Annotated in this window: 21 protein-coding genes; 7 read left to right on the forward strand and 14 right to left on the reverse strand. The window is 61.5% G+C overall.

The features are described 5' to 3' along the window. Positions 1 to 200: 200 nt before the first annotated feature. Positions 201 to 1,376 carry a hypothetical protein gene (locus JAB4_RS12390; RefSeq protein WP_139143027.1) on the forward strand — a complete coding sequence of 392 codons (1,176 nt, stop codon included), beginning with the start codon at positions 201 to 203 and terminating at the stop codon, positions 1,374 to 1,376. A gap of 40 nt (positions 1,377 to 1,416) precedes the next feature. Here JAB4_RS12390 and JAB4_RS12395 read toward each other — a convergent pair whose 3' ends face one another. The 10 genes from JAB4_RS12395 to JAB4_RS12440 form a co-directional block, all read right to left on the reverse strand. Further along, entirely contained in the window at positions 1,417 to 2,337 is a 921-nt protein-coding gene (locus JAB4_RS12395) for a PfkB family carbohydrate kinase (protein ID WP_070218278.1), read from the reverse strand. Beyond that, complete coding sequence (locus tag JAB4_RS12400; protein WP_070218277.1) at positions 2,334 to 3,980, reverse strand: alpha-amylase family glycosyl hydrolase; 1,647 nt, start codon at positions 3,978 to 3,980, stop codon at positions 2,334 to 2,336. Before JAB4_RS12400 ends, JAB4_RS12395 begins: the two co-directional genes overlap by 4 nt. 2 nt (positions 3,981 to 3,982) lie before the next feature. After that, a complete protein-coding gene (gene malG, locus JAB4_RS12405) occupies positions 3,983 to 4,873 on the reverse strand; it encodes a maltose ABC transporter permease MalG (RefSeq protein WP_070218276.1) in 891 nt (296 codons plus the stop codon). Positions 4,874 to 4,883: 10 nt separating this feature from the next. Next, positions 4,884 to 6,395: a maltose ABC transporter permease MalF gene (malF, locus tag JAB4_RS12410; protein WP_071650135.1), complete on the reverse strand. Its 1,512-nt coding sequence runs from the start codon at positions 6,393 to 6,395 to the stop codon at positions 4,884 to 4,886. Positions 6,396 to 6,543: 148 nt separating this feature from the next. After that, positions 6,544 to 7,764: a maltose/maltodextrin ABC transporter substrate-binding protein MalE gene (gene malE, locus JAB4_RS12415; protein WP_070218275.1), complete on the reverse strand. Its 1,221-nt coding sequence runs from the start codon at positions 7,762 to 7,764 to the stop codon at positions 6,544 to 6,546. Positions 7,765 to 7,874: 110 nt separating this feature from the next. Next, on the reverse strand, positions 7,875 to 8,960 hold the full coding sequence (gene ugpC, locus JAB4_RS12420) for a sn-glycerol-3-phosphate ABC transporter ATP-binding protein UgpC (protein ID WP_070218274.1): 1,086 nt from the start codon (positions 8,958 to 8,960) through the stop codon (positions 7,875 to 7,877). A gap of 84 nt (positions 8,961 to 9,044) precedes the next feature. Beyond that, the gene (locus JAB4_RS12425; protein WP_070218273.1) at positions 9,045 to 10,682 is read right to left on the reverse strand and encodes an alpha-amylase family glycosyl hydrolase; all 1,638 of its coding nucleotides are present in this window, start codon (positions 10,680 to 10,682) and stop codon (positions 9,045 to 9,047) included. A 317-nt stretch (positions 10,683 to 10,999) separates the two neighbouring features. Further along, the gene (locus tag JAB4_RS12430; protein WP_070218272.1) at positions 11,000 to 12,013 is read right to left on the reverse strand and encodes a substrate-binding domain-containing protein; all 1,014 of its coding nucleotides are present in this window, start codon (positions 12,011 to 12,013) and stop codon (positions 11,000 to 11,002) included. A gap of 299 nt (positions 12,014 to 12,312) precedes the next feature. After that, a complete protein-coding gene (locus JAB4_RS12435; RefSeq protein ID WP_070218271.1) occupies positions 12,313 to 13,530 on the reverse strand; it encodes a carbohydrate porin in 1,218 nt (405 codons plus the stop codon). 220 nt (positions 13,531 to 13,750) lie between these two features. Continuing rightward, the gene (locus JAB4_RS12440) at positions 13,751 to 15,310 is read right to left on the reverse strand and encodes an MFS transporter (RefSeq protein WP_070218270.1); all 1,560 of its coding nucleotides are present in this window, start codon (positions 15,308 to 15,310) and stop codon (positions 13,751 to 13,753) included. Positions 15,311 to 15,417: 107 nt separating this feature from the next. On the opposite strand from JAB4_RS12440, the gene JAB4_RS12445 reads away from it, so the two are divergent. The 3 genes from JAB4_RS12445 to JAB4_RS12455 all read left to right on the forward strand — a co-directional run bounded on the left by JAB4_RS12445 (position 15,418) and on the right by JAB4_RS12455 (position 19,517). Further along, the gene (locus JAB4_RS12445) at positions 15,418 to 16,344 is read left to right on the forward strand and encodes a LysR family transcriptional regulator (RefSeq protein WP_070218269.1); all 927 of its coding nucleotides are present in this window, start codon (positions 15,418 to 15,420) and stop codon (positions 16,342 to 16,344) included. A 324-nt stretch (positions 16,345 to 16,668) separates the two neighbouring features. Next, entirely contained in the window at positions 16,669 to 17,778 is a 1,110-nt protein-coding gene (locus JAB4_RS12450) for a patatin-like phospholipase family protein (protein WP_070218268.1), read from the forward strand. A 92-nt stretch (positions 17,779 to 17,870) separates the two neighbouring features. Next, positions 17,871 to 19,517 (forward strand): methyl-accepting chemotaxis protein, encoded by a 1,647-nt coding sequence (locus tag JAB4_RS12455; protein WP_070300539.1) that lies wholly within the window; start codon positions 17,871 to 17,873, stop codon positions 19,515 to 19,517. A 282-nt stretch (positions 19,518 to 19,799) separates the two neighbouring features. On the opposite strand, the gene JAB4_RS12460 is transcribed toward JAB4_RS12455, so the two are convergent. The 4 genes from JAB4_RS12460 to JAB4_RS12475 form a co-directional block, all read right to left on the reverse strand. Then, a complete protein-coding gene (locus JAB4_RS12460) occupies positions 19,800 to 20,408 on the reverse strand; it encodes a hypothetical protein (RefSeq protein ID WP_071650134.1) in 609 nt (202 codons plus the stop codon). A 168-nt stretch (positions 20,409 to 20,576) separates the two neighbouring features. Next, entirely contained in the window at positions 20,577 to 21,101 is a 525-nt protein-coding gene (locus JAB4_RS12465; protein ID WP_070218266.1) for a hypothetical protein, read from the reverse strand. 195 nt (positions 21,102 to 21,296) lie between these two features. Next, positions 21,297 to 21,554 carry a hypothetical protein gene (locus JAB4_RS12470; protein WP_139143649.1) on the reverse strand — a complete coding sequence of 86 codons (258 nt, stop codon included), beginning with the start codon at positions 21,552 to 21,554 and terminating at the stop codon, positions 21,297 to 21,299. A 433-nt stretch (positions 21,555 to 21,987) separates the two neighbouring features. After that, positions 21,988 to 22,407 carry a hypothetical protein gene (locus JAB4_RS12475; protein ID WP_070218265.1) on the reverse strand — a complete coding sequence of 140 codons (420 nt, stop codon included), beginning with the start codon at positions 22,405 to 22,407 and terminating at the stop codon, positions 21,988 to 21,990. A 205-nt stretch (positions 22,408 to 22,612) separates the two neighbouring features. On the opposite strand from JAB4_RS12475, the gene JAB4_RS12480 reads away from it, so the two are divergent. The 3 genes from JAB4_RS12480 (at position 22,613) to JAB4_RS12490 (ending at position 25,455) form a co-directional block, all read left to right on the forward strand. Beyond that, on the forward strand, positions 22,613 to 23,077 hold the full coding sequence (locus tag JAB4_RS12480) for an SRPBCC family protein (protein WP_070218264.1): 465 nt from the start codon (positions 22,613 to 22,615) through the stop codon (positions 23,075 to 23,077). 272 nt (positions 23,078 to 23,349) lie between these two features. Beyond that, on the forward strand, positions 23,350 to 24,120 hold the full coding sequence (locus JAB4_RS12485) for a creatininase family protein (RefSeq protein WP_071650133.1): 771 nt from the start codon (positions 23,350 to 23,352) through the stop codon (positions 24,118 to 24,120). Between the two features lie 57 nt (positions 24,121 to 24,177). Beyond that, positions 24,178 to 25,455, forward strand: coding sequence for a YncE family protein (locus tag JAB4_RS12490; protein ID WP_070218263.1), 1,278 nt, complete (start codon positions 24,178 to 24,180; stop codon positions 25,453 to 25,455). Positions 25,456 to 25,466: the final 11 nt, after the last annotated feature.

Here is a 25,466-nt window from a genome sequence, read left to right on the forward strand (position 1 = left end):
CATTGTGCCATGCCCCCGTTAACTGCTTGCTACGCTTGATAGAATATTAAGTTATAAGCTAATTGCTTCCTCAAATTTTGCGCGCGCAGCAAGCGCGTCAACGTCCTGGGTACGCTGCAGTATCCACACGCTGCACTGGCGAACACAACACCGGCCGGCAGTGCGCAGCGACGTTATTAATTTCGTTTGACTAATTGGCCATGTCGCGCCGCTTTCAGATGGCAGTGGCTTTGCGCGTACTTCAAGACAACCATGGCAGTACGCTTGCCGTCCATCCCCTCCTTTTTGGGAGCACGCAATCAGATTGCGCCGGCGCCGCATACCCGCCGTCAGCAGGTGCTAGACTACTTGATCAACTGACCCAACGGCAGGAGGAAAATGTGACTGTTCCTAACGAAACATGGTCCGAGCGCTTCGAGCGCGAATTCGAAGCTGGTTTAGCACTCCTTCGGCGCCGTCCGCTACTTGCCATTATTTTTGCAGGTGGATTGATTTTTTTTGCATGGCATCAGTTTTTCAAAACAAAAGATTTGTCGCCCGCCGCACCGCCTGCTGCGCCACCAACAGCGACGCAGAAAATGCTCCCACCCACAAGCGTGGGCGACGTGGCGTCGGCTACGAGTGAGTCCATGGCCCAGCCGGTTGCGCAAGCAATTACACCGACACCATCGCAGTCTCCAGTATCGGACACGCCTCCCGCCATATCTGCTACGACCGAAACGGCGACGCCTCCAATGACCGTTCGCCGGCTAGCCACAGTTGCGTTGACTGATTATTTTGATAAGCCGATTCTGATTGGCGATACGAGAAAGGACGTGCTAGAAAAAATCCCCAATGCAACTTTTGGCCAAAGGGGCCCAGGGATATTCGCCAGCATATCAACGAAATTTCTCGACCAATTCCCAGGCGTTGCAACTTTATTTTTTTCAAATGACGGGGTGACTCAAGTTAATTTTCTTTATGGATTTTCAGGTTCAACGATGCGAAATTATCGGCTGCATGGCACTGACGATGATTGGGAAGAAAAAATAACGACTAATGGCGAGGATATGACATACGTCGAGGCGACTGCAAAATGCGCATCTTTTCAGCATCTACGAGCGGAATTGACCCGGAAATTTGGAGCCGCAAAATCGATACGTGATATTCCTTTTATCGCCCCGGAAAATGATTCACGGACCAGAAGTTATAGGCAGCCAGTGGAAGATCGATTCGATGCGACCTATACTAATGCGGAAGTAAACTTGCACATCGTGGCTTATGATTTTGCATTCATACGTGAACAGACTCACACAATCATGGCAAAAGATAAACTGTCGCACAGATCTTGCTCCATTCGTGCGGAGTTCACTAAAAACGTCAAGACGATTGAGTGACTTGCAATCTCGCCCTTAGGCGGCTCACGTCCCCCCAGGCTTACCAAGGCGGGTTTGCTTGGGAAACAGCGTCGTATTGCTGCAGCTCTGCCTGGCCGATGAACCGTTCATGCGTGCCATGCTGGGCGCAGGCAAACGCGCCGCCGATGGCGCCGCGGCGCATGGCTTCGTCGAGCGGCAATCCTGCCAGCCAGGCGTGCAGGAAGGCGGCGACGAACGAGTCGCCGGCGCCATTCGTGTCCACCACGGGCAGCTTCAATCCCGCCGTCGGAGTGTGGCGCACGGACGCGCTGCCCCGTTCCAGCAGGTAGGCGCCGTGCGCGCCCGCCATGGCGATCACGGCCTGCGCGCGGCCTTGCGAAATAATTTCGCGCATGACGGACTCCGTACGCTCGCCCAGCGCCGCCGTGCTGAGAAACACCAGGTCGGCGCGCAGCGCAAAGACCTTGTGGTGCGGGTTGACGCCATCCCAGTCGTGCAAATCGGTCGACACCGTCGTGCCGCAGGCTTGCGCATCGTCAAACAGTGCGGCCACCCAGTCCATGATGGAAAAGTGCGCGTGGCGCGCCGGCCCCAGGTAGGGAAGATAAAACGCGGCCGGCATGCGCAGGTCTTCCGGGTGGCGGCCGTCGTACAGCGACAGCCGGCGCCCCTGTGGGTCGACCAGGTTGACGCTGCGCCGCGTGCCCGACGGTTCGACGATGTGTGAAAAATCGAGCTTGGTCTCTTTATAGCGCTGCAGGATGGCTGCGCCTTGCGCATCGTCGCCGATGAAATCGATGAACTTGCAGCGCAGGCCCAGCGCGTGGCAACCGAGCGCCACGCCATTGCCCGTGTGCGCCACGTAGTCGCGGATGGGCGGCACGTGCAGCGAATCGGCCACGGGCAATCGCAGGTCGGGAACGCGCACGATGGTGTCGATGCCGGCGCCGCCAACTACTAAAATGTCATAGGTACTCATGGTGCTGCCTTTTCTAACAGGACGGTGCCGGTCGCGTGTACCGCGACGGCACCATCTTTGACGATGTAGGTTTGCTGCGTGTAGGCGTCGCGCAGCAGGGCGCCATCGGCAAAGACACCGTGGACTTTCAACGAGACGGCGCCTTGCGCCTCGGGCACGGCGATGATGGCGTCACCATCCATCACGCGGGCGAAGGCGTACGGCTTGTCGTTGATGAACCGGTGTTCACCGCGCGCCAGGCCAGGGTGGCGCAGCCGGAACTGGCCCAGCTTGCGCGCATGCGCGAGGGTGGGAGCATCGAGCGACGACCAGTTCATATCGGAGCGGGTCGCCTGCTGTTCGTCGCCGATGGGCGCCGTGCCAGGCAGGCGCGCGCTTTCATCGCCATAGAACAGCTGCACGCCGCCCGGTGCCAGCAGCAGGGCGCTCAAGCCGTGCTTCAATTGATCGCGCGGGAACAGGCTAGTGTCGTGCGAGGAGATGTACGACAGGATGTCGTAGCGAGGCTCATTGCCAATGCGCTTGCCTAGCAAGCCCGCGTACTGGCGGTACACGCCGTCGATGCTTTTCCAGTCGCCGCCCGCGCGGTGTTGAAAGTCGAAATTGATCATCGAGTCGAAGCCGGCATCAAACCAGCTGCTGCGCTCGGGGCCATGGCCCCACGCTTCGCCCGTCATCCAGAACGGTGCGTCGTCGATCTTCTGTTCGGGATGGCGCGTCTTCCAGTCCTTCAATGCTTCCGTGGCCGCTGCGCGCAGGGCCAGCCAACTGGCCGGCTCCACGTGCTTGACGGTGTCGGCCCTGAAACCGTCGACGCCGAATTCGCGCACCCAGTCGGCCAGCCAGTGCACCAGATAGCCGCGCACCGTGGTGCCGGGCAGGGCGACGGCACGCGTGTCCGTCTTGCGCTGCAAAATTGGCGGCAAACCCACGGCCTTGCCGCTCTCCGTGCGGAAGTCGGGCAGGTAGGCCAGCTGCATCGTGTAGTCGTCCTTGCCGCCATCGGAATAGCCGGGCAGGCCGGCGCGTACCCAGTCCGGCCCCCACCATTGCTTGAATTCGAAGTTGTTGTAGTCGATGAAGCTGTGATAATCGCGCAGCGCGGCCTTGTCATGGCCGGGCCACAGCACGGGCACCTTGTATTCGGCCAGGGTGCGCAAGTCCGCATAGCCGGGGTGGTTCAGCACCACGTCGAACAGCACGCGGATGCCTTGCGCGTGGGCGGTGGCGATCATCTCGCGCAGCTCGTCGCGCGTGCCCATGTTGGCGTCCATCGTGGTGTAGTCGAGCGCCCAGTAGCCGTGGTAGGCGTAGTGCTGGAATTGCTGCTTGCCGCCCACTACCCAGCCGTGGATCTGTTCGTACGGTGCCGTGATCCACAGGGCATTGACGCCCAGTTCCTTGAAATAGCCGGCTTTGAGCTGCTGCGTGATGCCGGCGATGTCGCCGCCGTGAAAGCTGCCCACGTCGCCGCCTTGCGGGTCGGCGGCGCGGCCGTAACTGTGGTCGTTGCGGGGATTGCCGTTGGCGAAACGGTCCGTGACGGCAAAGTAGACGATGGGGTTGTCAGCGAAGCTGAAGCTGCCTGCCTGCGCCGAAGCGCACAGGAGCAGGGCGGCCAGCGTGGTCAGGGAGCGTCGCATGGTCAGCCCTTCACGCCGCCAGCCGTCAGGCCGGAGATCATCCATTTTTGCGCCAGCAGGAACACGGCCGTGATGGGCAAGCCGGACAAAATGGCCGCCGCGGCGAAGTCGCCCCACAGGTATTTTTGCTCGTACAGGAACAGTTTCGAACCGACGGCCAGGGTCAGGTTGTTCTGCTCATGCAGCAGCACGGACGCGATCGGGTATTCGATGATGGCGCCGATGAAGGACAACAAAAACACCACCATCAGGATGGGCACCGTCATCGGCAGCAGCACGTAGACGAAGGCCTGCCACTGCGTGGCGCCGTCGACCTTGGCCGCTTCCTCGATCTCGACGGGGATGGTTTGATAATAGCCCTTGATGGTCCAGATATGCAGGGCGATGCCGCCCGTGTAGGCCAGCACCAGGCTGCCGTGGTGGTCGATGCCCAGCCACGGCACGTAGCTGCCCAGCACGTCGAAGATGGCGTAGATGGCCACCAGGGCCAGCACGGCGGGGAACATCTGCAGCAGCATCAGCGCGGACAGCGTCTGCGACTTGAAGCGGAATTGCATGCGCGCGAACGCATACGCGCAGGTGGTCGACAGCAGCACGGTGACGGTGGCGCTCATGCTGGCCACCTTGATGGAATTCCACAGCCACAGCAGCACGGGGAAGTCCGGCTCGACCAGGGCGCCGTTGGGCGCCTGGTAAGACATGCCCAGCGCCAATCGCCAGTGCTCGAAGCTGATCTCGGGCGGGATCAAACTGCCCGAGGCGAAGTTGCCTGGTCGCAAAGAAATCGACAGGATCATCAGGAAGGGGAACATCACCAGCGCGATCAGCGCGATCACGGCGACGTGGGCCGCCAGGATGCGCCAGCGGTTGGAACGGTCGACAACGATAGCCATATGCTGTCCTTTATGCTTTGTTCATGCGCGTCAGGCGCATGTTGACCAGCGAAATCGCGGCCACGAGGAAGAAGATCAGGGTCGAGATGGCGGCGGCCAGGCCAAAGTTCTGGCCGGAATCCTCGAACGCGATGCGGTAGGTGTAGGACACGAGCAAGTCCGTCGTGCCGGCCGGTAACGTTGTGTCGAGGAAATCGGGACGCCCGCCCGTCAGCAAGCTGATCAGCACGAAATTATTGAAGTTGAAGCCCAGGCTGGCCACCATCAGCGGCGTCAGCGGCTTGATGATCAACGGCAGGGTGATCTTGAAGAAATTCGTCAGCGGTCCCGCGCCGGCCAGGGCCGACGCTTCGTACAGGTCCGACGGGATCGCCTTGATGAGACCCATGCACACCACCATCATGTAGGGGTAGCCGAGCCAGGTGTTGACGATCAGGATCATGGCCTTGGCCAGCGTGGTGTCCGAGAACCAGGCGGGCTTGATGCCGAACAGGGCGTCGAGCACGAGGTTGATTTCGCCGAAGTTGTTGTTGAACAGCCCCTTGAAGACCAGGATGGAGATAAAGCCCGGCACGGCGTAGGGCAGGAACAGCAGCGTGCGGTACAGGCCGCGGAAGCGCAGCGCATCCCAGTTCAGCAGCACGGCCAGCACCATGCCCAGGCCCGTCGTGGTGGCCACGCTGATCAGGGCGAAGACGATGGTCCAGACGAAAATGCGCAGGAAGGGGCCGCGGAACGCTTCATCGGAGAAGATTTTCACGAAGTTGGCAAAGCCCACATTGACCTTGAAGCCCGGTTCCAGTTTGCTGCCGTCCGGCATTTCATAAAAGCCCGTCTTGAAGTTCGGCGTCACGAGTTCGCCCGTGGCGACTTTTTTGAGGGTCTTGTCCGGCAATTGTTTGTAGACATGCGCGACGGGGCCGAATTCGCGCAAGCCCACCATGCGCAGCTCGATCCTGTTCGGCAGGATAAGCGTCAGCAGCTTCAAATCCTTTTGCAGGGCGATGATGTCCTTGATGGGCAGGGCAGGGGCCAGCACGGGCGCCTGCACGGGGTCAGCCGGCGCCACGTCCACCTTCAGCGGGACGGCGCGCTTCAGGGCCAGCGGCGGCGTCAGCAGCACTTCGCCCGTGTCCGGGCTTTCCAGGCGCAAGCGGTATTCCTTGTTGTCGGCATGCACGGTCATGGCATAGCCGGCGCTTTCCACGCGCTGCGTCTCGTCGAGCAGGTATTGCGTGGCCCTGTCATAGGTGAGCAGGTTGCGCGAACTGAAATTGGTAAAGCCGATCGACACCGTGTACACCATCGGCAGCAGCACGAAGACGATCACCGCCGTGATGCCGGGAAACAGATAACGGTAGGCATAGGCGCGCGGCGACGTGAAGACAAACGTCGTCAGGGTCAGCAAGCCGAGGAAGACGGCGGCCAGCATGGTCTGGCCGGAAATGTACAACATGAAGAGCAGATACAGACCCAGCGCCATGCTGATGGTCAATACCGTAGGGCCGATAAACTTGCGCACGATGGGATACCTGTGAAGATGGATGCTGGATGTCAAGCGTGGTGGCGTAGGTCGGATTAGCGGCTGCGCCGTGTAATCCGACATCAGCCGCCAACAATGTTTGTCGGATTACGGCCCTTCGGGCCTAATCCGACCTACCTAAAGCTAATTAATTGGCGGTCGTAATCCGCTTCGCCGCCGCATCCAGGCCATCCTTGGTCGTCTGGCGGCCCTGGGTGATGTTTTCCAGCGCCGATTGCATCGACGACCAGAAGCGGCCCATTTCCGGATTGTTCGGCATCGGGCGGCCCGCTTGGGCGCTTTCCATCGTCGCCTGGATGTTCGGATTGGCTTTCAATTCCGCGAACAGCACCTTGTTCGCTGGCGTGCCCAGCGGGACGTCGGCGTTGATGGTTTTCAGGCCATTGAGCTGCAGCATCTGGTTTTCCAGAAATTCCGTCGCCAGGTCCTTGTTCGGACTGGCTTTCGAAATCATCGCACCCAGCACGCCCACGAATGGGGTGGCCGTCTTGCCTGCCACGGTAGGAATCGTCGCCACGCCGTAATTGATCTTCGATTTGCGCGCATTGTCCCACGACCATGGGCCGTTGATCATCATGGCGATCTTGCCCTGGTTGAAGCCCGCTTCCATTTCCGCGTAGCCCGCGCCCTTCGGCATGGCGCCGCTGTTGATCAGAGTCATCAGCGCATTCACGCCGGCTTGCGAACCGGCATTGTTCACGCCCGTTTTCGCTGCATCGTAGCGGCCGTCGGACTTGACTTCAAACGGGAAGCCGCCGCCCGCGCCCAGCAAAGGCCACGTGAAATAGGTATTCGTGTAATCCCACAGGATGGCTTTCTTGCCTTGTGCGGAGAGTTTCTTGTCCAGCGCGGCGATTTCCTCGAAGGTCTTAGGCGGGGTCGGCACCAGGTCCTTGTTGTAGACGAGGGCGACGGCTTCGATCGAGATCGGGTAGCCCCAGGTCTTGCCGCCCACGGTAAAGGCATTCCAGGCCAGCGGCAGGATGGCGGCGCGCGCTTCCTTGCTTGGCGTTACTGGTTGCAGCAAGCCTGCGTCGATCCAGCCGCCGATGCGGTCATGCGGCCAGATCCAGATGTCCGGGCCCTTGCCGGCGGCGGCGGCCTGCTGGAATTTGTTCGGCGCATCTTCCGGGTGTTCGACGACGACCTTGACGCCCGTTTTCTTGGTGAATTCTTCGCCGACCTTGGCCAGGCCCTTGTAGCCTTTGTCGCCATTGATCCAGATCAACAGGGTGCCTGCTTCGGCCGCGTTCGCCATGCTGACGGCGGCCAGGTTGCCGATGCCGGCCAGGGCGGCGGCGATCAGGGTGGTTTTGATGAAGCTGCGTTTCGGGTGCGTGAAGGACATGTCAATCTCCAGTATCTTTTTTTATGCTAAGTTTATGTTGAGTATCAAGGCTGAAACGATGCAACCAGGCCAGGCGGCGCCTGTAGCGCCTAGCCCCTAAAGCGGATAGATCAGGTGCGGGTCTGGCCGTGCTCGTCGAACACGTGGACGCGGGCGGGCGCCACCTGCAGCGATACGGACTGGCCAATCGCCCAGTCCGTATCCGCATCGGCGCGCACCACCAGCGGCTCGTCGCCGCCCGGGACGTGCACATACAGATAGCTGATGTCGCCCAGTTTTTCCACCGCCTGCACGGTGGCCGTGATGGCGGCAGCGGCACCGGGCGCGCATGCCTGCACGTGCTCGGGGCGCGCGCCGACGGTGACGGGCATACCGCTGGCCAGCGGCTGCGTCAACGCCGCCTGCAGCATGCCGCCCGCGTTGGTGGCGATGGTGGCCACGCCGTCGATATAGCTGTGGATCTTGCCTTTGAGGAAGTTCATGCGGGGCGAACCGAGGAAGCCGGCCACGAACAGGTTGGCGGGATGGTGGTACAGCTCGAGCGGTGCGCCCACCTGTTCGATGCGTCCCGCGTTGAGCACGACGATGCGGTCGGCCAGGGTCATCGCCTCGACCTGGTCATGCGTGACGTAAATCATGGTCGAGCGCAATTCGCGGTGCAGATTCGCCAGTTCGATGCGCATCTGCACGCGCAAGGAGGCGTCCAGGTTCGACAGCGGTTCGTCGAACAGGAAGACGTCGGGTTTGCGCACGATGGCGCGGCCGATGGCGACGCGCTGGCGCTGGCCGCCCGACAAGTCTTTCGGCTTGCGTTCGAGCAAAGGTTCGATGCGCAGGATTTGCGCGGCGCGCTGCACGGCGTCGGCGATCTGTACTTTACTCATGCCGGCCAGTTTCAGGCCGAAGGCCATGTTCTGTGCCACGCTCATGTGCGGGTACAGGGCGTAGCTCTGGAACACCATGGCGATGCCGCGCTTGGCGGGCGGCACGTCGTTCATGCGCGTCTTGCCGATGAATAAGTCGCCGCCGCTGATTTCTTCCAGGCCGCAGATGCTGCGCAGCAAGGTGGATTTGCCGCAACCCGACGGGCCCACGAAGACCATGAATTCGCCATCGGCGATCTCCAGGTCGATGCCGTGCAGGGTTTGCACGTCGCCATATGCCTTCTTCAGGCCTGTTAATTTCAGTCCAGCCATGTCGTCCTCGTTCTCTCAATTTGGCCCCGCTGATGCGCGGGGCTCGTTATTGTAATTGGCGGCATGGCCGCCAAAGGGTACTGTTTAAGCGTGCGTGCCGAACCAGCCGCCATGCGGGGGCAGGCTGATCTGCTGGCCATCTTTACTGCCTGGCAAGCCGTGACCGGCCAGGCCGGCTGCTGGCCCCGCGTCAGGCCAGGCGAAGGTGACCGCCTCCGTGCCCAGGTTGAAGGCGGCCAGCACGGACGGCTGTCCCGGCAAGTCGCGGCGCAGGGCCAGCACGGGTTCCGGCGCATCGAAGAAGACGATATCGCCGCGCAGCAACTGCGGCAGGGTGCGGCGCCAGGCGAGGATGTTTTGCGCAAAGCGCAGCGGCGAGCCGGCATCGTTTTCTTCCACATCGACGGCGCGCGCCAGATGCTCGGGCGGCACGGGCAGCCAAGGTTTGGCATTACTGAAGCCGCCATGCGGCGCATCGGCCACCCATGGCATCGGCGTGCGGCAGCCGTCGCGGCCCTTGAACTGGGGCCAGAACGGGATGCCGTACGGGTCTTGCAGCGCTTCGAAAGGAATGTCCGCTTCCGTCAGGGCCAGCTCGTCGCCCTGATACAGGCAGGGCGTGCCTTTCAAGGCCGCCTGCACGGCCAGCACCACCTTGGCCAGCGACGGCGACGGGTTCTCGCCGCCCCAGCGCGTCATCACGCGCACGCTGTCGTGGTTGCCCACGGACCAGGATGCCCAGCCGTCGGCCACTTGCGCTTCGAATTCTTCCACCTGCTTGCGGATATGCGCGGCGGAAAACTCGGCCGTCAGCAAGTTGAAACTGTAAGCCATGTTCAGCTTGTCGGCACCCGTGTAGGCGGCCATCGTGGCCAGCGCATTGTCGTCACCCACTTCGCCGATGGAAATGGCCTGGTATTCATCAAGGATGGCGCGCACGCGCTGCAGGTAGGCGATGTTTTCCGGCTGCGTCTTGTCGTACATGTGCGCCTGCATGCCGTACGGGTTGATGGCCGACACGCTGCTCGCATCGCGCTGCGCGGCGGGCGGATTGTCGCGCAGCAACTGGTCGTGGTAGGGGAAGTTGCAGGAATCGAAGCGGAAACCGTCGACGCCGCGCTCGAGCCAGAAACGCAGGTTGTCCAGCTGCGCTTGCTGCACGGCCGGGTTGTGGAAGTTCAGGTCGGGCTGGCTGACGAGAAAATCATGCAGGTAGTACTGGCCGCGGCGCGGCTCCCATTGCCAGGCGGAACCGCCGAACACGGAGAGCCAGTTGTTCGGCGGCGTGCCGTCCGGTTTCTGGTCGGCCCACACATACCAGTCGGCCTTGGGATTGTCGCGGCTGGAGCGGCTTTCCACGAACCACGGGTGGACGTCGGACGAGTGCGACAGCACTTGGTCGATCATCACTTTCAGGCCCAGTTCATGGGCGCGCGCCACCAGGCGGTCGAAATCGGCCAGGGTGCCGAACATGGGATCGACGTCGCAGAAGTCGGCCACGTCGTAGCCGAAGTCTTTCATCGGCGACGTGAAGAAGGGCGAGATCCAGACGATGTCGGCGCCCAGGGCGGCGATGTAATCGAGCTTGGAGGTGATGCCGGGCAAGTCGCCGATGCCGTCGCCATTGCTGTCGAGGAAGCTGCGTGGATAGACCTGGTAGATGACGGCGCTGCGCCACCAGTCGGCGGGCAGGTGGGCGAGATTGTTCTGGATGGTCGGCATGAATGATTTCTTAAAAGTGCCTGTAGCCGTGGCTATCAGGGCGGCGCTGCTGGTTGGTAGGCGAACGTCTTATTTTAAAATTCAAAGCGCTTTGGGTATGAAATGAGTATAGTTCAAAGCGCTTTGAAAAGTAAAGCGATACACGCGCCAGACATACGATTTTTTTATGAGGGTGATTCAGGAGGGCAAAACAGAGCGGAAGAGGGCGTTTTACGAAACCCCAAGCAGAGGCTGGGGTCGGACCTGAGGGGGAATGCGTCCCAATGGGATGCATTCCAATGCAGTGACCGACCCCTGTAGTTTGCTCTAGGGGTAAATCAGGCGTGGATTACTGGTCCCGCCGACTCGCCCGGCAGCAGTTCGCACGGCCACAATTCCTGCAGGTCGGTGACGGGCGTGCCGTCCATCAGGGCCAGCAGCATGTGGATCATCTTCGCGCCGGCGCCGCGCGGGTCGGGCTGGACGACGGTGGTGACGTTGTGGCCAGCCAGGGAATCTTCCATCACGCCCCAGACGATCAGCGACATTTCGCGGCCGATGGCGATGCCCGCGTCGAGCAGGGCGCGCACGGCGCCCACGCCCGACATGTGGTTGTCGACGATGACGGCGGTGGGGCGCGGCGAGCGGGCCAGCAGGCGCTGCATGGCCTGGTAGCCGGCGCGGCGGTCGTGCGCATTGTCGACAAGGTTGTCGGGATCGACGGCCAGGCCGCCCGCCTGCATGGCGTGCTGGAAACTCTCGACGCGCTGGCGCACGAAGTTCAGGTCTGGCGTGGCGCTGATCAGGCCGATGCGCTGGTGGCCCAGCTGCGCCAGGCGCTCGACGGCCAGGCGCATGCCCGCTTCGTTGTCGTAGTCGAACCACGCATGCGGCTGGTTCAGCTGCGTGCGGCCATGCGCGACGAACGGCATGCCCTGCTGCGCCAAGTAGGCGATGCGCTCGTCGAACGGTTTCGTGCGCCCGACGATCAAGCCATCGATGCGGCGGCCCTTGACCATGCGTTCATACGTGTGGAATTCGTTGGTGGCCGAGGCGGGCGCGATCATCATGTCCATCTGCTGCGCTTCCAGCGCTTCGGACATGCCGCCCACGATGTCGATGAACATGGGGTCGGCCAGGTCGTTCGGCATCAGCGGGTAGATGATGCCGACGATGTTCGTGCGCCCCACAGCCAGGCTGCGCGCCATGGGATTGGGGCGGTAGCCGGCCGCCTGCGCGGCGGCCAGCACCCGCTCGCGCGTGCGTTCGCTCACTTCCGGATAGCCATTCAAGGCGCGGCTGACGGTGGTTTCGGATATTCCTAGCGTTCTGGCGAGATTTTTGAGGTTCATGAATGCTGCGTATGGGGTGGGTCGGGAGCGATGCGGTGCGATGAAGGGTAGTTTATCTGATAAATGCCGGAATGATCAGGGGTATGACCTGCGGCGGCGGCGCCCAAAAAAATACGCGGGCAAACCCAGGGGCGCCCGCGCTAAAAGAGGATACTGCTGAATCACTACATTGAAGCTGCCGGCCATCGCGTGCAGCGGCGAAATGGTGGGTCCGGTTACTGCCTGCCCCGAAATGCGGGCGTTGTTGCTGCCACCGGCAAGCGTCCGGGGACGCTTGCCGACGTTCTAGATGCCGGCGATTACCACCAGCTTTCCACCTGGAAGCCCATCGAGCTGCCATTGGTCTTGCCACCGAACACGCCCGTCGACGACAGCGCCGATTCCGCCGCGGCGGCCGACTGGGCTGCCTTGTTCCATTTGGCGTAGGTGTAGAAGGCGCGCAGCACGGGGCGCGACCAGAAGCTGTTGCCGGCCGACAGTTGCGGCGCGAAGGTCAGCTTGGTCAGGTTGCGGCTTTCGCCGCCTTCCGGCTTGACGATGTCGTGGCCCAGTTCCACGGCCAGGCTGTAGTTGTCCGTGAAGTGGTAGACGGGGCGCGCGCCGATCGACGTCCACTTGCTGCTCACGCCTGCCGTTTCCTTGTCTTCGTAGACGAAGGTACCCATGCCCGACCAGGAACCTTTGGGCTGGATCATGATTTGTTCCGTCAGGCGCACGACCTTGTCATCCTTGCTGGCGCCCAGGCTGAAGCCGCCCGTGTTGGCCGCGCTGCCTTTGCCGTACTGCAGTGCCACCTTGTTGAAGCCGCCCAGCAGATTGCCTTGCGTATGCATGATGGTCAGCAAGTGGCCGCTGGCGATGGGGGCTGCGCCTTGCGCGTTGCGTTTCTGGTTGAATTGCAGGCCCAAGGTCAGTTCGCCGTCCGGATTGACCTTGATGCCGGAGAAGCGCAAGTCGTGGGACAGTCCCATGCGCTTGCTGTCGCCGTCGTCGGCCGTGCGCACGATGGCGTAGGCCAGCTTGGCCGCGCCCAGGTCGATGTTTTCCAGGCCGGCGCCAGGGCCGCTGTTATTCCAGAAGTAGTAATCGGTGATGTGCACGTCCTGGCGGTCGTAGTAGCGCTTGCCGACCCAGGCGCGCGCTTCGGCGAAGGCGCCCGTGCCGATCTTGTCCGCCACCACGTTCATTTCGCGCCACGACGGGTCCGATTGTTCCCAGTCCTGGTTCTGGTTGACGGAGAACGCCACCAGGGTATTGATGCGGAAGGTGGTGCCGTTCGCTGCCTTGAAGGCTTCGCCGCCGAATTTCAGCTCGCCGTAGGTTTCGCACTCATTGCCCAGGCGATATTTGGACGAGGCGCCGGCCAGGCCGAAACACGCTTCCTTGCCGCCTTCGCTGCTGGTGCCGATGCCCGAGCGGATGTAACCGCCGAAGTCGATCGGCAGGGCAGCCTGGGCCGACGCGCTCAAGGCCATGAGCACTGCCGCTGGCAACGCTTTCAAGAAAAATTTGTTCATTGTGTCTCCAGTGTTTTTATAGATGTGGGATCGGCGCGCATCACTTTGCACAACCAAAGCGCTTTAACTATGTTTCAAAGCGCTTTGAGTATAGTTCAAAGCGCTTTGATAAGTAAACTCGTTTTGTTCTTGGCGTTGTTCGGAAACTTTGTGGGTGTTGCGGAGAAACATCAAAGGCGGGCGACGGCGCGTGGGCGCCGCCGTGTATGGCAGGAGGAGATCAGGAGGGAGTGTCGCAGGCGGGCAGGGTGGTCGAGTCCGTTGCGGCAAGGGCAGGATGCCGCAGGAAGACCAGAATCAGCAGGGCCGAGGTCGTCGTAATGCTGGCCAGCACATACAGCAAGTGGCAAAAGGCCGTGCCGTACGCTTGCGCCAGTTCGGCGGCGCCAGCCTGCGGCAGCAGGGTGGCCGCATGGCGCAGCTCGCCCAGCGCCAGGAAGGAGCCCGCGTGCGCCGCCTGTTCCGCGCCGATGCCGGCAAGGTCGACATGGCCCAGCGCCGCGACAGTAAACGTGCCCAGCAGCGCGCTGACGATGGCCAGCGCCAGGCCTTCGCCCGCCACCCTCGTCGTGTTAAAGATGCCGGCCGCCATGCCGGCCCGCTCGACGGGCACGACGCTGATGGCCAGGCCATCCATCAAGCCCCAGGGCAGGCTGATGCCGCAGCCGATCAGCAGCAGTGGCCCCAGCAAGCTGGTGGGCGACTGGCCTGGCGCGCAGGTCGACAGCCACAGCAAGCCGCCCGCCGCCAGCAGCAGGCCGCTGGCGCAGATGTGCGCGGCGGCAAGGCGTTGCGCCGCCAGGCCGGCCAGGACCGGCAGCACCAGCATGGGCGCGGACAGGGCGATCATCATGCGTCCCGCCTCCAGCGGGCTGTAGCCTTCGATGCCGATGAAGCGGGCCGGCAGCAATACGAGCAGCACGACGAAGGAAAACGCGGGCGCGGCGGCCAGCAATTGCACGCCGGCAAAGGCGGGCAGGCGGAACAGGGTCAAGTCCAGCATGGGCCGCGCGGCGCGCCGCTCCACGCGGATGAACGCGGCCAGCAGCAAGGCCGCGCCACCGAGCAGCGCCAGGCTGGCGGCGCTGGCCCAGCCTTTGTGCGGCGCCTGCAGCAAGCCATAGGTAAACAGGGAGAGCGCGCCCGTAAACGTCAGGGCGCCGGGCCAATCGACGCCTTGCGCTTGCGGGTCGCGCGTTTCGCGCATGGCGCGCGCGGCGGCCAGCAGGGCGGCCAGGCCGGCCACGGCCGTGACGATGAAGATGGCGCGCCAGCCCGTGTGCGTGATCAAGGTGCCGGCCAGGAAGGGGCCGAAGGCAAGGCCCACGCCGAAGGCCGTGCCGATCAGGCTGAAGGCGCGCGCGCGGGCCGGGCCGTCGAATTCCTGAGCCAGGGCCGCCAGTCCGCTCGACAGGGCCATGGCGCAGCCCAGGCCCTGGACGGCGCGCAGCACGTCGAGCCACAGGATGGCGGGCGCGGCCGCCAAGGCCAGCGCGGCGGCGGAAAACACAGCCATGCCCAGCAAGAACACGCGCTTGCGGCCATAACGGTCGGCCAGCGCGCCGGCCACCATCAGGCAGCCGCCAAAGCTGAGCATGAAGGCATTTGTGATCCAGGCCAGCGCCAGCGGCGTGCCGCGCAGGTCGGCGGCGATGGCGGGAATGGCGATAGCCGGCCCCGTAAAACTGAGCGGCATGCACAGCGCAGCGAGGCAGACGGCGGCCAGCACGAAGGCGCGCCGGGACGCGGAGGCAGGCTGCATGCGGTGATTCGTATCCATGGGAATGATTCCAGAAAGAGGGAATTCGATGATAATATGGATGTAATCCATGAAAAAGTGGCTGAAAATCCACTCATAACGGACAAATATTCCCTAATTGAGGTCGCATGGATAATTTGAACGGCATAGCCGCCTTCGTGCGCGCGGCGGAAACTTCCAGTTATGTGGCGGCCGGGCGGCTGCTCGGCGTGTCGGCTTCGGCCGTGGGCAAGAGCGTGGCGCGGCTGGAAGAAAAGCTGGGCGTGCGCCTGCTCAACCGCAGCACGCGGCGCATCAGCCTGAGCAACGAGGGCGCGCTGTTTTACGAGCGCTGCCAGCGCATCCTGGCCGACCTGGGCGATGCCGAGGCGGAACTGTCGCACCTGGCCGAGGCGCCGCGCGGCAAGCTGCGCGTCAGCCTGCCCGTGATCGGCTACCGCATCATCCTGCCCCTGCTGGCCGATTTTACGCGCCAGTACCCGGAGATCGAGCTCGACCTTGATTTCAACGACCGCCTGGTCGACGTGGTGGCCGAGGGCGTCGACGTGGCCGTGCGCAGCGGAACGCTCACGGATTCGCGGCTGATGGCGCGCGAACTGGGGCCGTTTGCCTTTGCCATCGTCGGTTCTCCCGCGTACTTCGCCCGCCATGGCGTGCCGGCCACGCCGCGTGCGCTGGAAGGGCACGCCTGCGTGCGCTATAAATTCCCCACCACGGGCAAGTTGCAGGAATGGGCGCTGCAGCGCGCCGAGGGCGACAGCAGCGGCGAGCTGCGCTTGCCGACCGCATTGACCTGCAACAATATCGAAGCCTTGATCGGTGCCGCCACGCAGGGCGTGGGCCTCGCCTATTTACCCGACTTTATCGTGCGCGACGCCATCGCACGCGGTGAACTGCAAGCCGTGCTGGCCGACAGCTTGCTGTACTCGAGCAAGTTCTGGGTGCTATGGCCGTCGAGCCGCCACCTGTCGCCCAAAATCCGTGTCTTTGTTGACCATCTGTGTACCCACCTGCATTTTTCCGCGTCCCCTCCCGACCCTGCATCCATCGCTTGATACCTCTGGCCCCCGCGCTGGCGGCGGGTTGGGGAATATTCCTACCCCAAAGCGATTAATCCTAATCCGCTAAATTTATATTTGCTGCGCCGCATCAAGCAATGCCGCACAGCATCAGCTTATGCCCTTCCTGAATACCAGTCATACGTTATTGAAATTGCCATAAGGAATTTATTTATGTTAATTTCATATCTGTTTCTGCAACATTGCATCGCTTCGGCGGTTGCGGGGACATGTGCAGGATTAGGCGCCATAAGCGTGTAGTAACCAACAATTAAGGGGTGACTGCCCCGTTCCGTTCAGGGAGTGTGCATGAAGACAGTGATGACGACGCCGCCGGATCCGGCGCCAGCCGCGACCGCGAAACCGGCCCGCAAAACGGGTTTGCTGCTGGGTGGCGGTGCACCAAATTCCACCCTGATCGCCGGCGCGCTGGCCGCTTTCCTCGATGAGGGCATCGAGTTCGACGTCATTTCCGCGTCCGGCGCGGGAGTGCTGATGGGTTTGCTTTACACGACGCCGCACGAGGCCACGCCGCGCCAGGCCTTGCAAAGCTGGGCCGACACGGGCGTGGCCGACAGCATCTACAAGATGATCCCGATCAACTACAAGGTATTCCAGAAGCCGGGCATGCACGCGAGCACCTTCCGCGACGCTTTCCAGCCGCCGGCCAACAATCCTTTTTTTCAGGCGTTCCAGCAAACGTTTGCGGGCGTGCCCACGGCCTGGTCGGACTGGGGCAAGCTGATGGTGTCGTCGCTGTCGCCATCGGACCTGTCCGCGAAAAGCCTGGGCCTGTGCGCGCATTTGCCCTTCCTGGAAAAAGCCGTCGACTTCTCGGGCGTGGCGCGCATGCGCCCCGATTTCTACATCAATGCCTACAACCTCAGCGAGCACCGCATGCAAATCTGGGGCAAGCACGAGATCGAACCCATCCACGTGCGCGCCGCGCTGTCGTTTCCCTTCCTGTATGCGCCGACGACCATCGACGGCGACGACTACATCGAAGGCGCGGCCCTCGACACGCTCAATTTCGACCCGTTTATCGAAGGCAAGGGCGAGCACTATGACGCCGACACCCTGGTCATCCTCGACATCCTCGGCGACGAGCGCCTGTTGCGCAAGCCGCGCAACCTGTACGACGCCTGGGTGCGCTCCATCATCACGCCGCTGGTGAAAATTTCCAAGAGCGAGCTGCGCCTGTTTGAGCTCGAGCACAACACGGATGCGCGCACGGGCCAGCCCAAGCGGCGTCTGCTGAAGCTCGACTTGATGGGCGGCATCCCGGAACAGCACTGGCCCGACACCCTGGACTGGTCGAGCTCGAACATGCAGCTGCTGTTCGACGTGGGCCACAAGGCGGGCCTGGCGTTTTGCCGCCAGCACGGCGACTTGCTGCGCCGCACGCCTGACGCAGCCCCGCTGGCGGCCTAAGGCCGCGCCGCCTGCAGCCGGTCCTGGCCACCTGATCGGCAGCTACTCATCCCGCCTGGCCTTGCCAGGCCACCTTTTTACTGTGAAACACCATGAATATCACCAAGCAACTCATTCTGACCCTCACCATCGCCTTGCTGGCCCTGCTATTGCTGGGCGCCGGCGGCGCCATCCAGCTGCAGCGCGCCCAGGAACGTTTCGACACCGTGCAAAACCGCATCATTCCCAGCATCCAGGGCTTGAATGCGGCCAAGGGTTTCCTGGCCGATTCGCGCCTGGCCGGCTATCGCCTGTCCGTGTTCTCGAATCTGGCCGACAAGACGGCGCTGGACAAGGCCGTGGCCGACGCCAACACGAATTTCGACAAGGTCATCGCCACCTACCGCGCCGAGCGCCTGTACGATGCGACGGACAGCAAGATGCTCGACGCCGACCAGGCCGCCATGGAAGCGTACCGCCGCGCGCTCGTGCCATTCTTTGCCGCCGCCTACGCGGGCGACATGGATGGCGTGCGCGCCACCTTGCTGGCCGGCACGCCGCTGGCCATCACGGCCGCCGCCGCGAAAAAGAGCATGGATGACCATATCGCCTACAACAACAAGCTGGTCGATGATGTCAAAGCGGAAAGCCTGGCCGCCTACGACACGGCGTTCAACACCATGCTGGCCGTGCTGGGCGTGGCCGTGCTGCTGACGGGCGCGCTGGCCTGGCATATCTACCGCACCATCAGTGGCGGCCTGGGCAATATCGAACATACGCTGGAGCGGGTCAGCGCCTCGATGGACCTGTCCGCCGCCATGCCCGTCGAGCGCATGGATGAAGTGGGCCGCACGGCCACCGCCTTCAACAAGTTTCTGGAGCGTATCGTCGGCGTGATCGCCACCGTGCGCGCCTCGGCCGATACGGTCAGCGTGGCGGCTGCGCAGATTTCCGCCGGCAACGCGGACTTGTCCGTGCGCACGGAGCAGCAGGCGTCGTCGCTGGAAGAAACGGCCTCCAGCCTGGAAGAGCTGACTTCGGCCGTGCGCCAGAATACGGACAATGCGCGTCAGGCGAACTCGTTGGCCGTGTCTGCCTCGGATGTGGCGCGCAAGGGCGGAGCCGTGGTGGCGCAAGTGGTCGGTACGATGGGTTCGATCAACGAATCGGCGAAGAAGATCGCCGACATTATCGGCGTGATCGACGGCATTGCCTTCCAAACCAATATTTTGGCGCTGAATGCGGCCGTCGAGGCGGCCCGCGCGGGCGAGCAGGGCCGTGGCTTCGCCGTGGTGGCAACGGAAGTGCGCAACCTGGCGCAGCGTTCGGCAGCGGCTGCCAAGGAAATCAAGGGCTTGATCGAGGATTCGGTAGATAAAGTCAACACGGGCAGCGCGCTGGTCGACCAGGCGGGCGCGACGATGGAAGAAATCGTCGCCAGCATCCGCCGCGTGACGGACATCATGGGCGACATCGCCAACGCCAGCCACGAGCAAAGCGCCGGCATCGAGCAAGTGAACCAGGCCATTTCGCAAATGGACCAGGTCACCCAGCAAAACGCGGCCCTGGTGGAAGAGGCGGCGGCCGCCGCATCCTCGCTGCAAGACCGCGCCGTCGAACTGGTCGATGTGGTGGCCGTATTCCGCCTGCGCGGCGATGCCAAGGAAAAATCATTGAAGGTGGCGGGCGGCTTGCCGGCCCCGGCTTCAAGCGCCGCCAGCCGGCGCCTGGCGCTGCCGGGCCGCAGTGCCCGCGCCTAAACTTTGTGACTGCCCCGGTACGCCGGTTTTTTTTTGCGGCGCAACCGTCCGGTACGCGAGCGTTGACGTTCTGCGCCTGTGGCGAGGGTCGTCAAGTTGCCCGGGCGGGCAGGGCGGAAGGAGGGGGGGCACCCGGCTCTTCGCCAGTCCGGGTGCCTGTCTCATTTTCGGGCGCGTGAGTCCGCTTACGCCCCAAAGCGGACTGTCGCTCTTACTACGTTGACAGGATGATGTGGTATCTACCTACACTTCAGTCATGGGGGGGAAATCGTCTGACCTTTGCTAGACGCGACAGGCACTAAACTGTTCTGCAATAATATACGACCGTCCAAATTCAAGTACTTGCAGTCGCCCATAGTCCACGTGCTTTGAACCGTCCCAGAGCTTTGGCAGGCACCCGGGTAACGCGTTCGTGATAATGGGCTTGTCCTTTAACGCCTCTAGAACGTGTTTTGCCACCGACTCAGGGAATCGCCCGAGTAGTCCGTAGTTCGAACTGGATATTCCCCTAATGGTCGGCACCGCATTCATAAATCTCACGATGCTTTCTGGCCGGCCCATGACTTCTATGCAGCATGAACAAACAATTCCGAACAAAATCTCAGGCGCCACTGAGTTTTGGGAAAACATAATGTCAACTACCGGCTCTAAAAAAGGCTTCAGTAATGGGGAATTACTCGAAACGGAAAGGGCCTCGGTTCCACTTGAGCAAAGAGACTCCTCGACTACTCCGAGGCAAGAAATCTCCCACAGTTCCGGGTCACGGCCATCGTGAAATTGAATCGACAAATTTAACTTAAGGTCATCTGCAAACCAGTTAGCATCGACAAGTCGAATCCAACCTTCAGCATCATCAAAGTTTTCGTTTAAGGATTCGAGTAAATCTTTCATATGCATCAGTACAATTTTGTTATACCCGACCGTCCGTTTTTGGCCGGTTGCCGCCGTTCATGTGAGACAGCTTCCGCCCCAAACCGGAAGTTCAGGAAGCGTCTAAGCGATCATTCAGCCTGTAAATTTAGCCGCGCTCACGCTTTGGGCGGCGAGCTGACAAACTAATCAGTCCAAGCAGCTAACATCATCAAGAATCCAATTTCGGCGACCTTGCTGCCATTCAGAAAGCGAGTCAGGCGAAATGTAAGATGACCAATTCTCGATATATTCGGCGATGGCTGCCGACGTTTGGTCATTAGTACGTTCGAGGTACGACAAAGTCTCATTAAGCCCCGCGCCGATGAAATACCACCCATCTAGCTCACCAATGTCCTGATTAAGGTACTGCGCCCTCCATATATTCACCGTATCGCTTGGCTCTGCGCAGCAGTAAAGCAGAAATGCGCAGTGGTAGATACATTCGGAAAACGCCCCATTGTCCTTCACAGTTCCGTCCCACAGCGCATTCCGGAATGCAATCTCTTCATCGAAGAGACGAAGCAACAATTGCCGGAATTGCTGGGGTTTTCGATCAACGATGAATCCATACATCGCCAATCGGTCATCAGGGTTTCGAAGACGCGCCGCCAAGGTGGGAGGTATTGCGCCAGTTTCCAAGACTTGGATGAGTTCGTGCTGGATTAGCTTCATTGTCAGCTTCCCGGTTGGTTCAGCTGTTCCTTGCGGTGTTCGCTGGAACAAAGTGTTGGGCGAAATTTTAAGAAAACTTCCACCATGGCTGCGGTGCCGCAGTAGTATTTAAATGTCCGCTTCTGGCCGGTTGCCGTCGTCGGCAGGTTCAGCCCCAAAACGGACATCTGAACGCAGGCTTGACGATATTGAATTCTACCCAAGGTCGAGATCTTCGTTCGCCACATCAAATGCAAGGAGCATCTCCACGCCCTCCTGATCGTCGCAGTCAATCAATAGCTCGCCGGAATCGAGTATGTCGGTGATTGGAACCGTCATGCCGAATGTGCCGCTCAATCCAATCTGAAGCGACATCCCTGGGGAAACAGTTCCTGACGATAATGAGCCTCGAACAATTGCTAACTGGCCGTTGCCATAATCTTCGATCGAGGTGCAATGAAAATTTGTTCTCACGAGCAGCCTAATATAAATGATCAGCGGCGCAGCTAAGCTCGGCTGAAGGAATAGTTAAAAGCGCGACCGCTGCGCCTGGCCGGCTGCCGTCGCCAGCAGTTTTCGCCCCACTGCCGACGTTCAGCCCGGACCTGCGGGTGCTCGCGTGCTTAGGTTTTTTCGGGCTTTGCGATGAGAAGCCAGGGGATGGCAAACGGGCCTGTCAGAGCGACTATCATGTCCCTGACCGCAGTTCTTTTCAGAAGGCGTCGTGTGGCAATCAGGTGGCAAGCCACTGCCGAAAGCAGCCAGATCAAAGCGGGGGATGTATGTCGTCACTGTGAACTCCGATCATAGTTGCGTTGCATGCAGGCGATGATAGCAGGCTCATCTTGGCGGTGCAATTCGGGACCGGACATCGTCCTGGCTGTTGGCTCCTGGCCGGACCCGCTTCTTAATCAAAGACAAGTCGCTGCCCCACCTCGAATGCATTCTCATGGCAATGAAACAGGATGCACGGCGTGTCGTTCGAATAGACCATCGCGTCGTCACGCGAAGGGACAAAAATATCCGACCAATTATCGACCAGGAACACACTGCTGCATACGAAGCATTCGTCTTCTCCAAACACAACTACGACCTGCTGACTTCCCTGCATACGGGCACGTAACCATCTGGTCGCGCTGGCCACATCATCGCCGAATGCGAACCGTTCGATGGAGCCAACGGTGTTAACGTCCAGGCCGGGATGCGTCTTCGAATCATGAAGGCGCACTACATCATAGGCACGGCGAGCCCCCTCGGCATCAAGCCAAATGATATCCGCTACGTGATGCTTTAGCTCTTCAACCCTCCAGTGTGTTGCTTTCATCATTTCTCAATATTCAAGGTGCTCACGGTCAGCGTTTTTAGGATAGCATCGTGCCCAGGTGTAAATGCATGCATTGTCATTTTTTTATCAGGTGCGCGCCTGCTCAATGACATGCCGGTTCAGCCTGGCTCGTAATGGCCCGGCTCTGTCTGTGGCAAGTACCGCCAGAATTCAATGATATTGATATGAATAGGGAGAATCCCCATTGATGCAAATCGAAGAGAGCATCCACATAGCCGTCCCGCCCATGGTCATCGATCAAATCTGGAGCGAAGTCGACCGATGGCACCTGTGGGATCCGGATACAAAGCAAGCCCGGCTTAATGGGCCATTCGCCGCTGGAACTCAGGGCAGGATAGTCCCGAATAAGGGGATGGGGATTGCGATGTTGGTTACCGAGCGCTCCGCAGGCAGCTCGTTCACCGTCGAGGGCTACATCCCCCTGTTCCGCATCCACTTCGAGCACACAGTTACTGCCGTAGACGGCGGATCGGCAGTCGTTCATCGCGTGTGGTTCACTGGCGCGCTTGCCTTTCTGTTCGGGCCAGGCGTTGCCAGACAAGTCCGGCAAGGGCTACCCAAAACGATGCGCTCGCTCAAGGCCTATGCCGAGAAGCGCCACGCGCCTCTCCATGATGGTGAGGCGGGCGGGGCGAAGGTGAGCACCGCCTGACAGATAGTTTCCCTTAGTCAATTCCTTGCAAAGCACCGCGTCAAATTAACGTGCCCTTCCCGTCATGATGGAATACAATTCCTGCGTGGCAGCCAGCTTGCCTGGCAAGGCCGGGCACGGCGCCTTTGACCTCGGAAAGATGTTGGCTTATGACTCTGCAGTTCCCCCAGCGAACGGCGCCGTGTGCGCCATCCACGCTTCGTATTTCACGCAAGTCCCTTGTTTCCCTGTTCGTCCTGACGTTGTCGCCTCTGCTGGGTACGGCGCCCGTCATGGCTGCCGCGCCTGCCGGCAGCAGCGTCATGCTGGAAGAACTGACCAGCACGGAGCTGCGCAGCCGTATCGATCACGGCGCCACGACCGTACTCGTGCCGATCGGCGGCGTTGAGCAGAGCGGGCCGTATATCGCGCTGGGCAAGCACAATGTGCGCGCCGGCATGCTGGCGCGCCAGATCGCACAGCAGCTGGGTAACACCATCGTCGCCCCCGTCGTTTCCTACGTGCCGGAAGGCGCGATTTCGCCGCCGGCCGGCCACATGCGCTTCGCCGGCACGATTTCGATACCGCCGGCCGCCTTCGAGGCCGTTCTGGAAGGGGCCGCCGCCAGCCTGCGTCAGCATGGCTTCCGCGACATCATTTTCCTTGGCGATCACGGTGGCTACCAGAAGAACGAGCAGAACGTGGCGAATAAACTCAACCGCGCCTGGGGCAAGACACCTGCGGGCAAGGAAGCGCGCGCCTACGCCTTGCTCGATTACTATGACATCACGCAATCGGCCTATATTGCCGAACTGCAGAAGCGCGGCCACAGCAGCGCCGAGATCGGCCTGCACGCGGGCTTGGCGGACGCGGCCTTGATGCTGGCGACGGACCCGTCGCTCGTGCGCAGCGAGGCCATGGCGCACGGGGCGAAGCCGGGTGTGGCGGACGGCGTGCGCGGCGACGCGACGCGGGCAACAAAGGAGCTGGGCCAGATCGGTATCAAACTGCAGGTGGACACCTCGGTGGCTGCCATCAAGCAATTGCTGCAACGAAATAAGTAAATCTTCCGCTGGAAGTGCTGAACTTCCGGCTTTTGCAACGAAACGACGCGAAAACACATGAAAAAATCTCAACGACGCACCATCGTCACCTTGTCCGCCCTGGCTGCCGCACTGGCCGGCCTGGGCGTGGCCAGCCAGGTCATCGGCGCCAGCACGCCGGCCCCGGCCGCTGTCGCCGCGGCGCCGGCGGCCGCCTATTCGCCGCTGCCGGGCATGCCGCCGCTGGTGGACCCGAAAAACGTGTACGGCAGCATCGCCAGCAGCAATATGAGCCCCGTCGTCAAGGATCACCTGCGCCGCGTCTACGTGCCTAATTTGCGCTCGAACGACGTGTACGTGATCGACCAGGACAGCCTGAAAGTGGTCGACAAGTTCAAGGTCGGCAGCGGCCCGCAGCACGTCGTGCCGTCGTGGGACTTGCGCACCCTGTGGGTGGCGAACAATGCCGAGCGCACGGACAAGGGCAGCCTGACGCCGGTCGACCCCTTGACGGGCAAGCCGGGCAAGGAAGTGCCCGTCGATGATCCCTACAATATGTATTTCACGCCGGACGGCAAGTCGGCCATCGTCGTGGCCGAAGCGCGCCACCGCCTCGATTTCCGCGATCCGAAAACCATGGCGGTGCAGTATTCGATCGACACGCCCCAGTGCGGCGGCATCAACCATGCGGATTTCTCGAATGACGGCCGCTACGCCATGTTCACCTGCGAATTTGACGGCACCATCGCCAAGATCGACCTGGTGGGCCGCAAGGTCGACGGCTACCTGAAATTGCAGATGCCGGCCAAGCGCTTTGCCGAGTCCGGCCCCGTGGGCGGCCCCGCGAATGAAATCTGCAGCGTCAAGAAGGGCATGCCGCAAGACATACGCATCTCGCCGGACGGCAAGAAATTCTTTATCGCCGACATGGACGCCGACGGCGTGCACATCGTCGATGGCGCCACCCTGAAGGAAATCGGCTTCATCCAGACGGGCGTGGGCGCGCATGGCCTGTACCCGAGCCGCGACGGTAAAAAGTTATACGTGGCCAACCGCGGCACGCACCGCATCCACGGCAAGCCGAAGGGCAAGGGCAGCGTCAGCGTGATCGATTTCGCCACGGAAAAAGTCGTGTCGAACTGGCCGATTCCCGGCGGCGGCAGCCCCGACATGGGCAATGTGAGCGCCGACGGCAAGTATCTGTGGCTGTCCGGCCGTTTTGACGACGTGGTGTACCGCATCGATACGAACAGCGGCGACGTGTCCAAAGTGAAAGTCGGCCAGGAACCGCACGGTCTGACCGTCTGGCCGCAGCCGGGCCGCTATTCGCTGGGCCATACGGGCAATCTGCGCTAAGCGGGGGGCGC

The sequence above is a fragment of the Janthinobacterium sp. HH102 genome, from assembly GCF_001758625.2.
Lineage (GTDB): Bacteria > Pseudomonadota > Gammaproteobacteria > Burkholderiales > Burkholderiaceae_D > Janthinobacterium.

Coding starts and splice junctions, on each gene's coding strand:
- malE (WP_070218275.1), bottom strand. CDS start 7,764: ATGTCCTTCACGCACCCGAAACGCAGCTTCATCAAAACCACCCTGATC.
- JAB4_RS12485 (WP_071650133.1), top strand. CDS start 23,350: ATGGCTGCCGCGCCTGCCGGCAGCAGCGTCATGCTGGAAGAACTGACC.
- JAB4_RS12455 (WP_070300539.1), top strand. CDS start 17,871: ATGAATATCACCAAGCAACTCATTCTGACCCTCACCATCGCCTTGCTG.
- JAB4_RS12475 (WP_070218265.1), bottom strand. CDS start 22,407: ATGATGAAAGCAACACACTGGAGGGTTGAAGAGCTAAAGCATCACGTA.
- JAB4_RS12425 (WP_070218273.1), bottom strand. CDS start 10,682: ATGCCGACCATCCAGAACAATCTCGCCCACCTGCCCGCCGACTGGTGG.
- JAB4_RS12400 (WP_070218277.1), bottom strand. CDS start 3,980: ATGCGACGCTCCCTGACCACGCTGGCCGCCCTGCTCCTGTGCGCTTCG.
- JAB4_RS12465 (WP_070218266.1), bottom strand. CDS start 21,101: ATGAAGCTAATCCAGCACGAACTCATCCAAGTCTTGGAAACTGGCGCA.
- JAB4_RS12440 (WP_070218270.1), bottom strand. CDS start 15,310: ATGGATACGAATCACCGCATGCAGCCTGCCTCCGCGTCCCGGCGCGCC.
- JAB4_RS12430 (WP_070218272.1), bottom strand. CDS start 12,013: ATGAACCTCAAAAATCTCGCCAGAACGCTAGGAATATCCGAAACCACC.
- JAB4_RS12450 (WP_070218268.1), top strand. CDS start 16,669: ATGACGACGCCGCCGGATCCGGCGCCAGCCGCGACCGCGAAACCGGCC.
- JAB4_RS12480 (WP_070218264.1), top strand. CDS start 22,613: ATGCAAATCGAAGAGAGCATCCACATAGCCGTCCCGCCCATGGTCATC.
- JAB4_RS12460 (WP_071650134.1), bottom strand. CDS start 20,408: ATGAAAGATTTACTCGAATCCTTAAACGAAAACTTTGATGATGCTGAA.
- JAB4_RS12395 (WP_070218278.1), bottom strand. CDS start 2,337: ATGAGTACCTATGACATTTTAGTAGTTGGCGGCGCCGGCATCGACACC.
- JAB4_RS12435 (WP_070218271.1), bottom strand. CDS start 13,530: ATGAACAAATTTTTCTTGAAAGCGTTGCCAGCGGCAGTGCTCATGGCC.
- malG (WP_070218276.1), bottom strand. CDS start 4,873: ATGGCTATCGTTGTCGACCGTTCCAACCGCTGGCGCATCCTGGCGGCC.
- JAB4_RS12490 (WP_070218263.1), top strand. CDS start 24,178: ATGAAAAAATCTCAACGACGCACCATCGTCACCTTGTCCGCCCTGGCT.
- JAB4_RS12390 (WP_139143027.1), top strand. CDS start 201: ATGTCGCGCCGCTTTCAGATGGCAGTGGCTTTGCGCGTACTTCAAGAC.
- JAB4_RS12445 (WP_070218269.1), top strand. CDS start 15,418: ATGGATAATTTGAACGGCATAGCCGCCTTCGTGCGCGCGGCGGAAACT.
- ugpC (WP_070218274.1), bottom strand. CDS start 8,960: ATGGCTGGACTGAAATTAACAGGCCTGAAGAAGGCATATGGCGACGTG.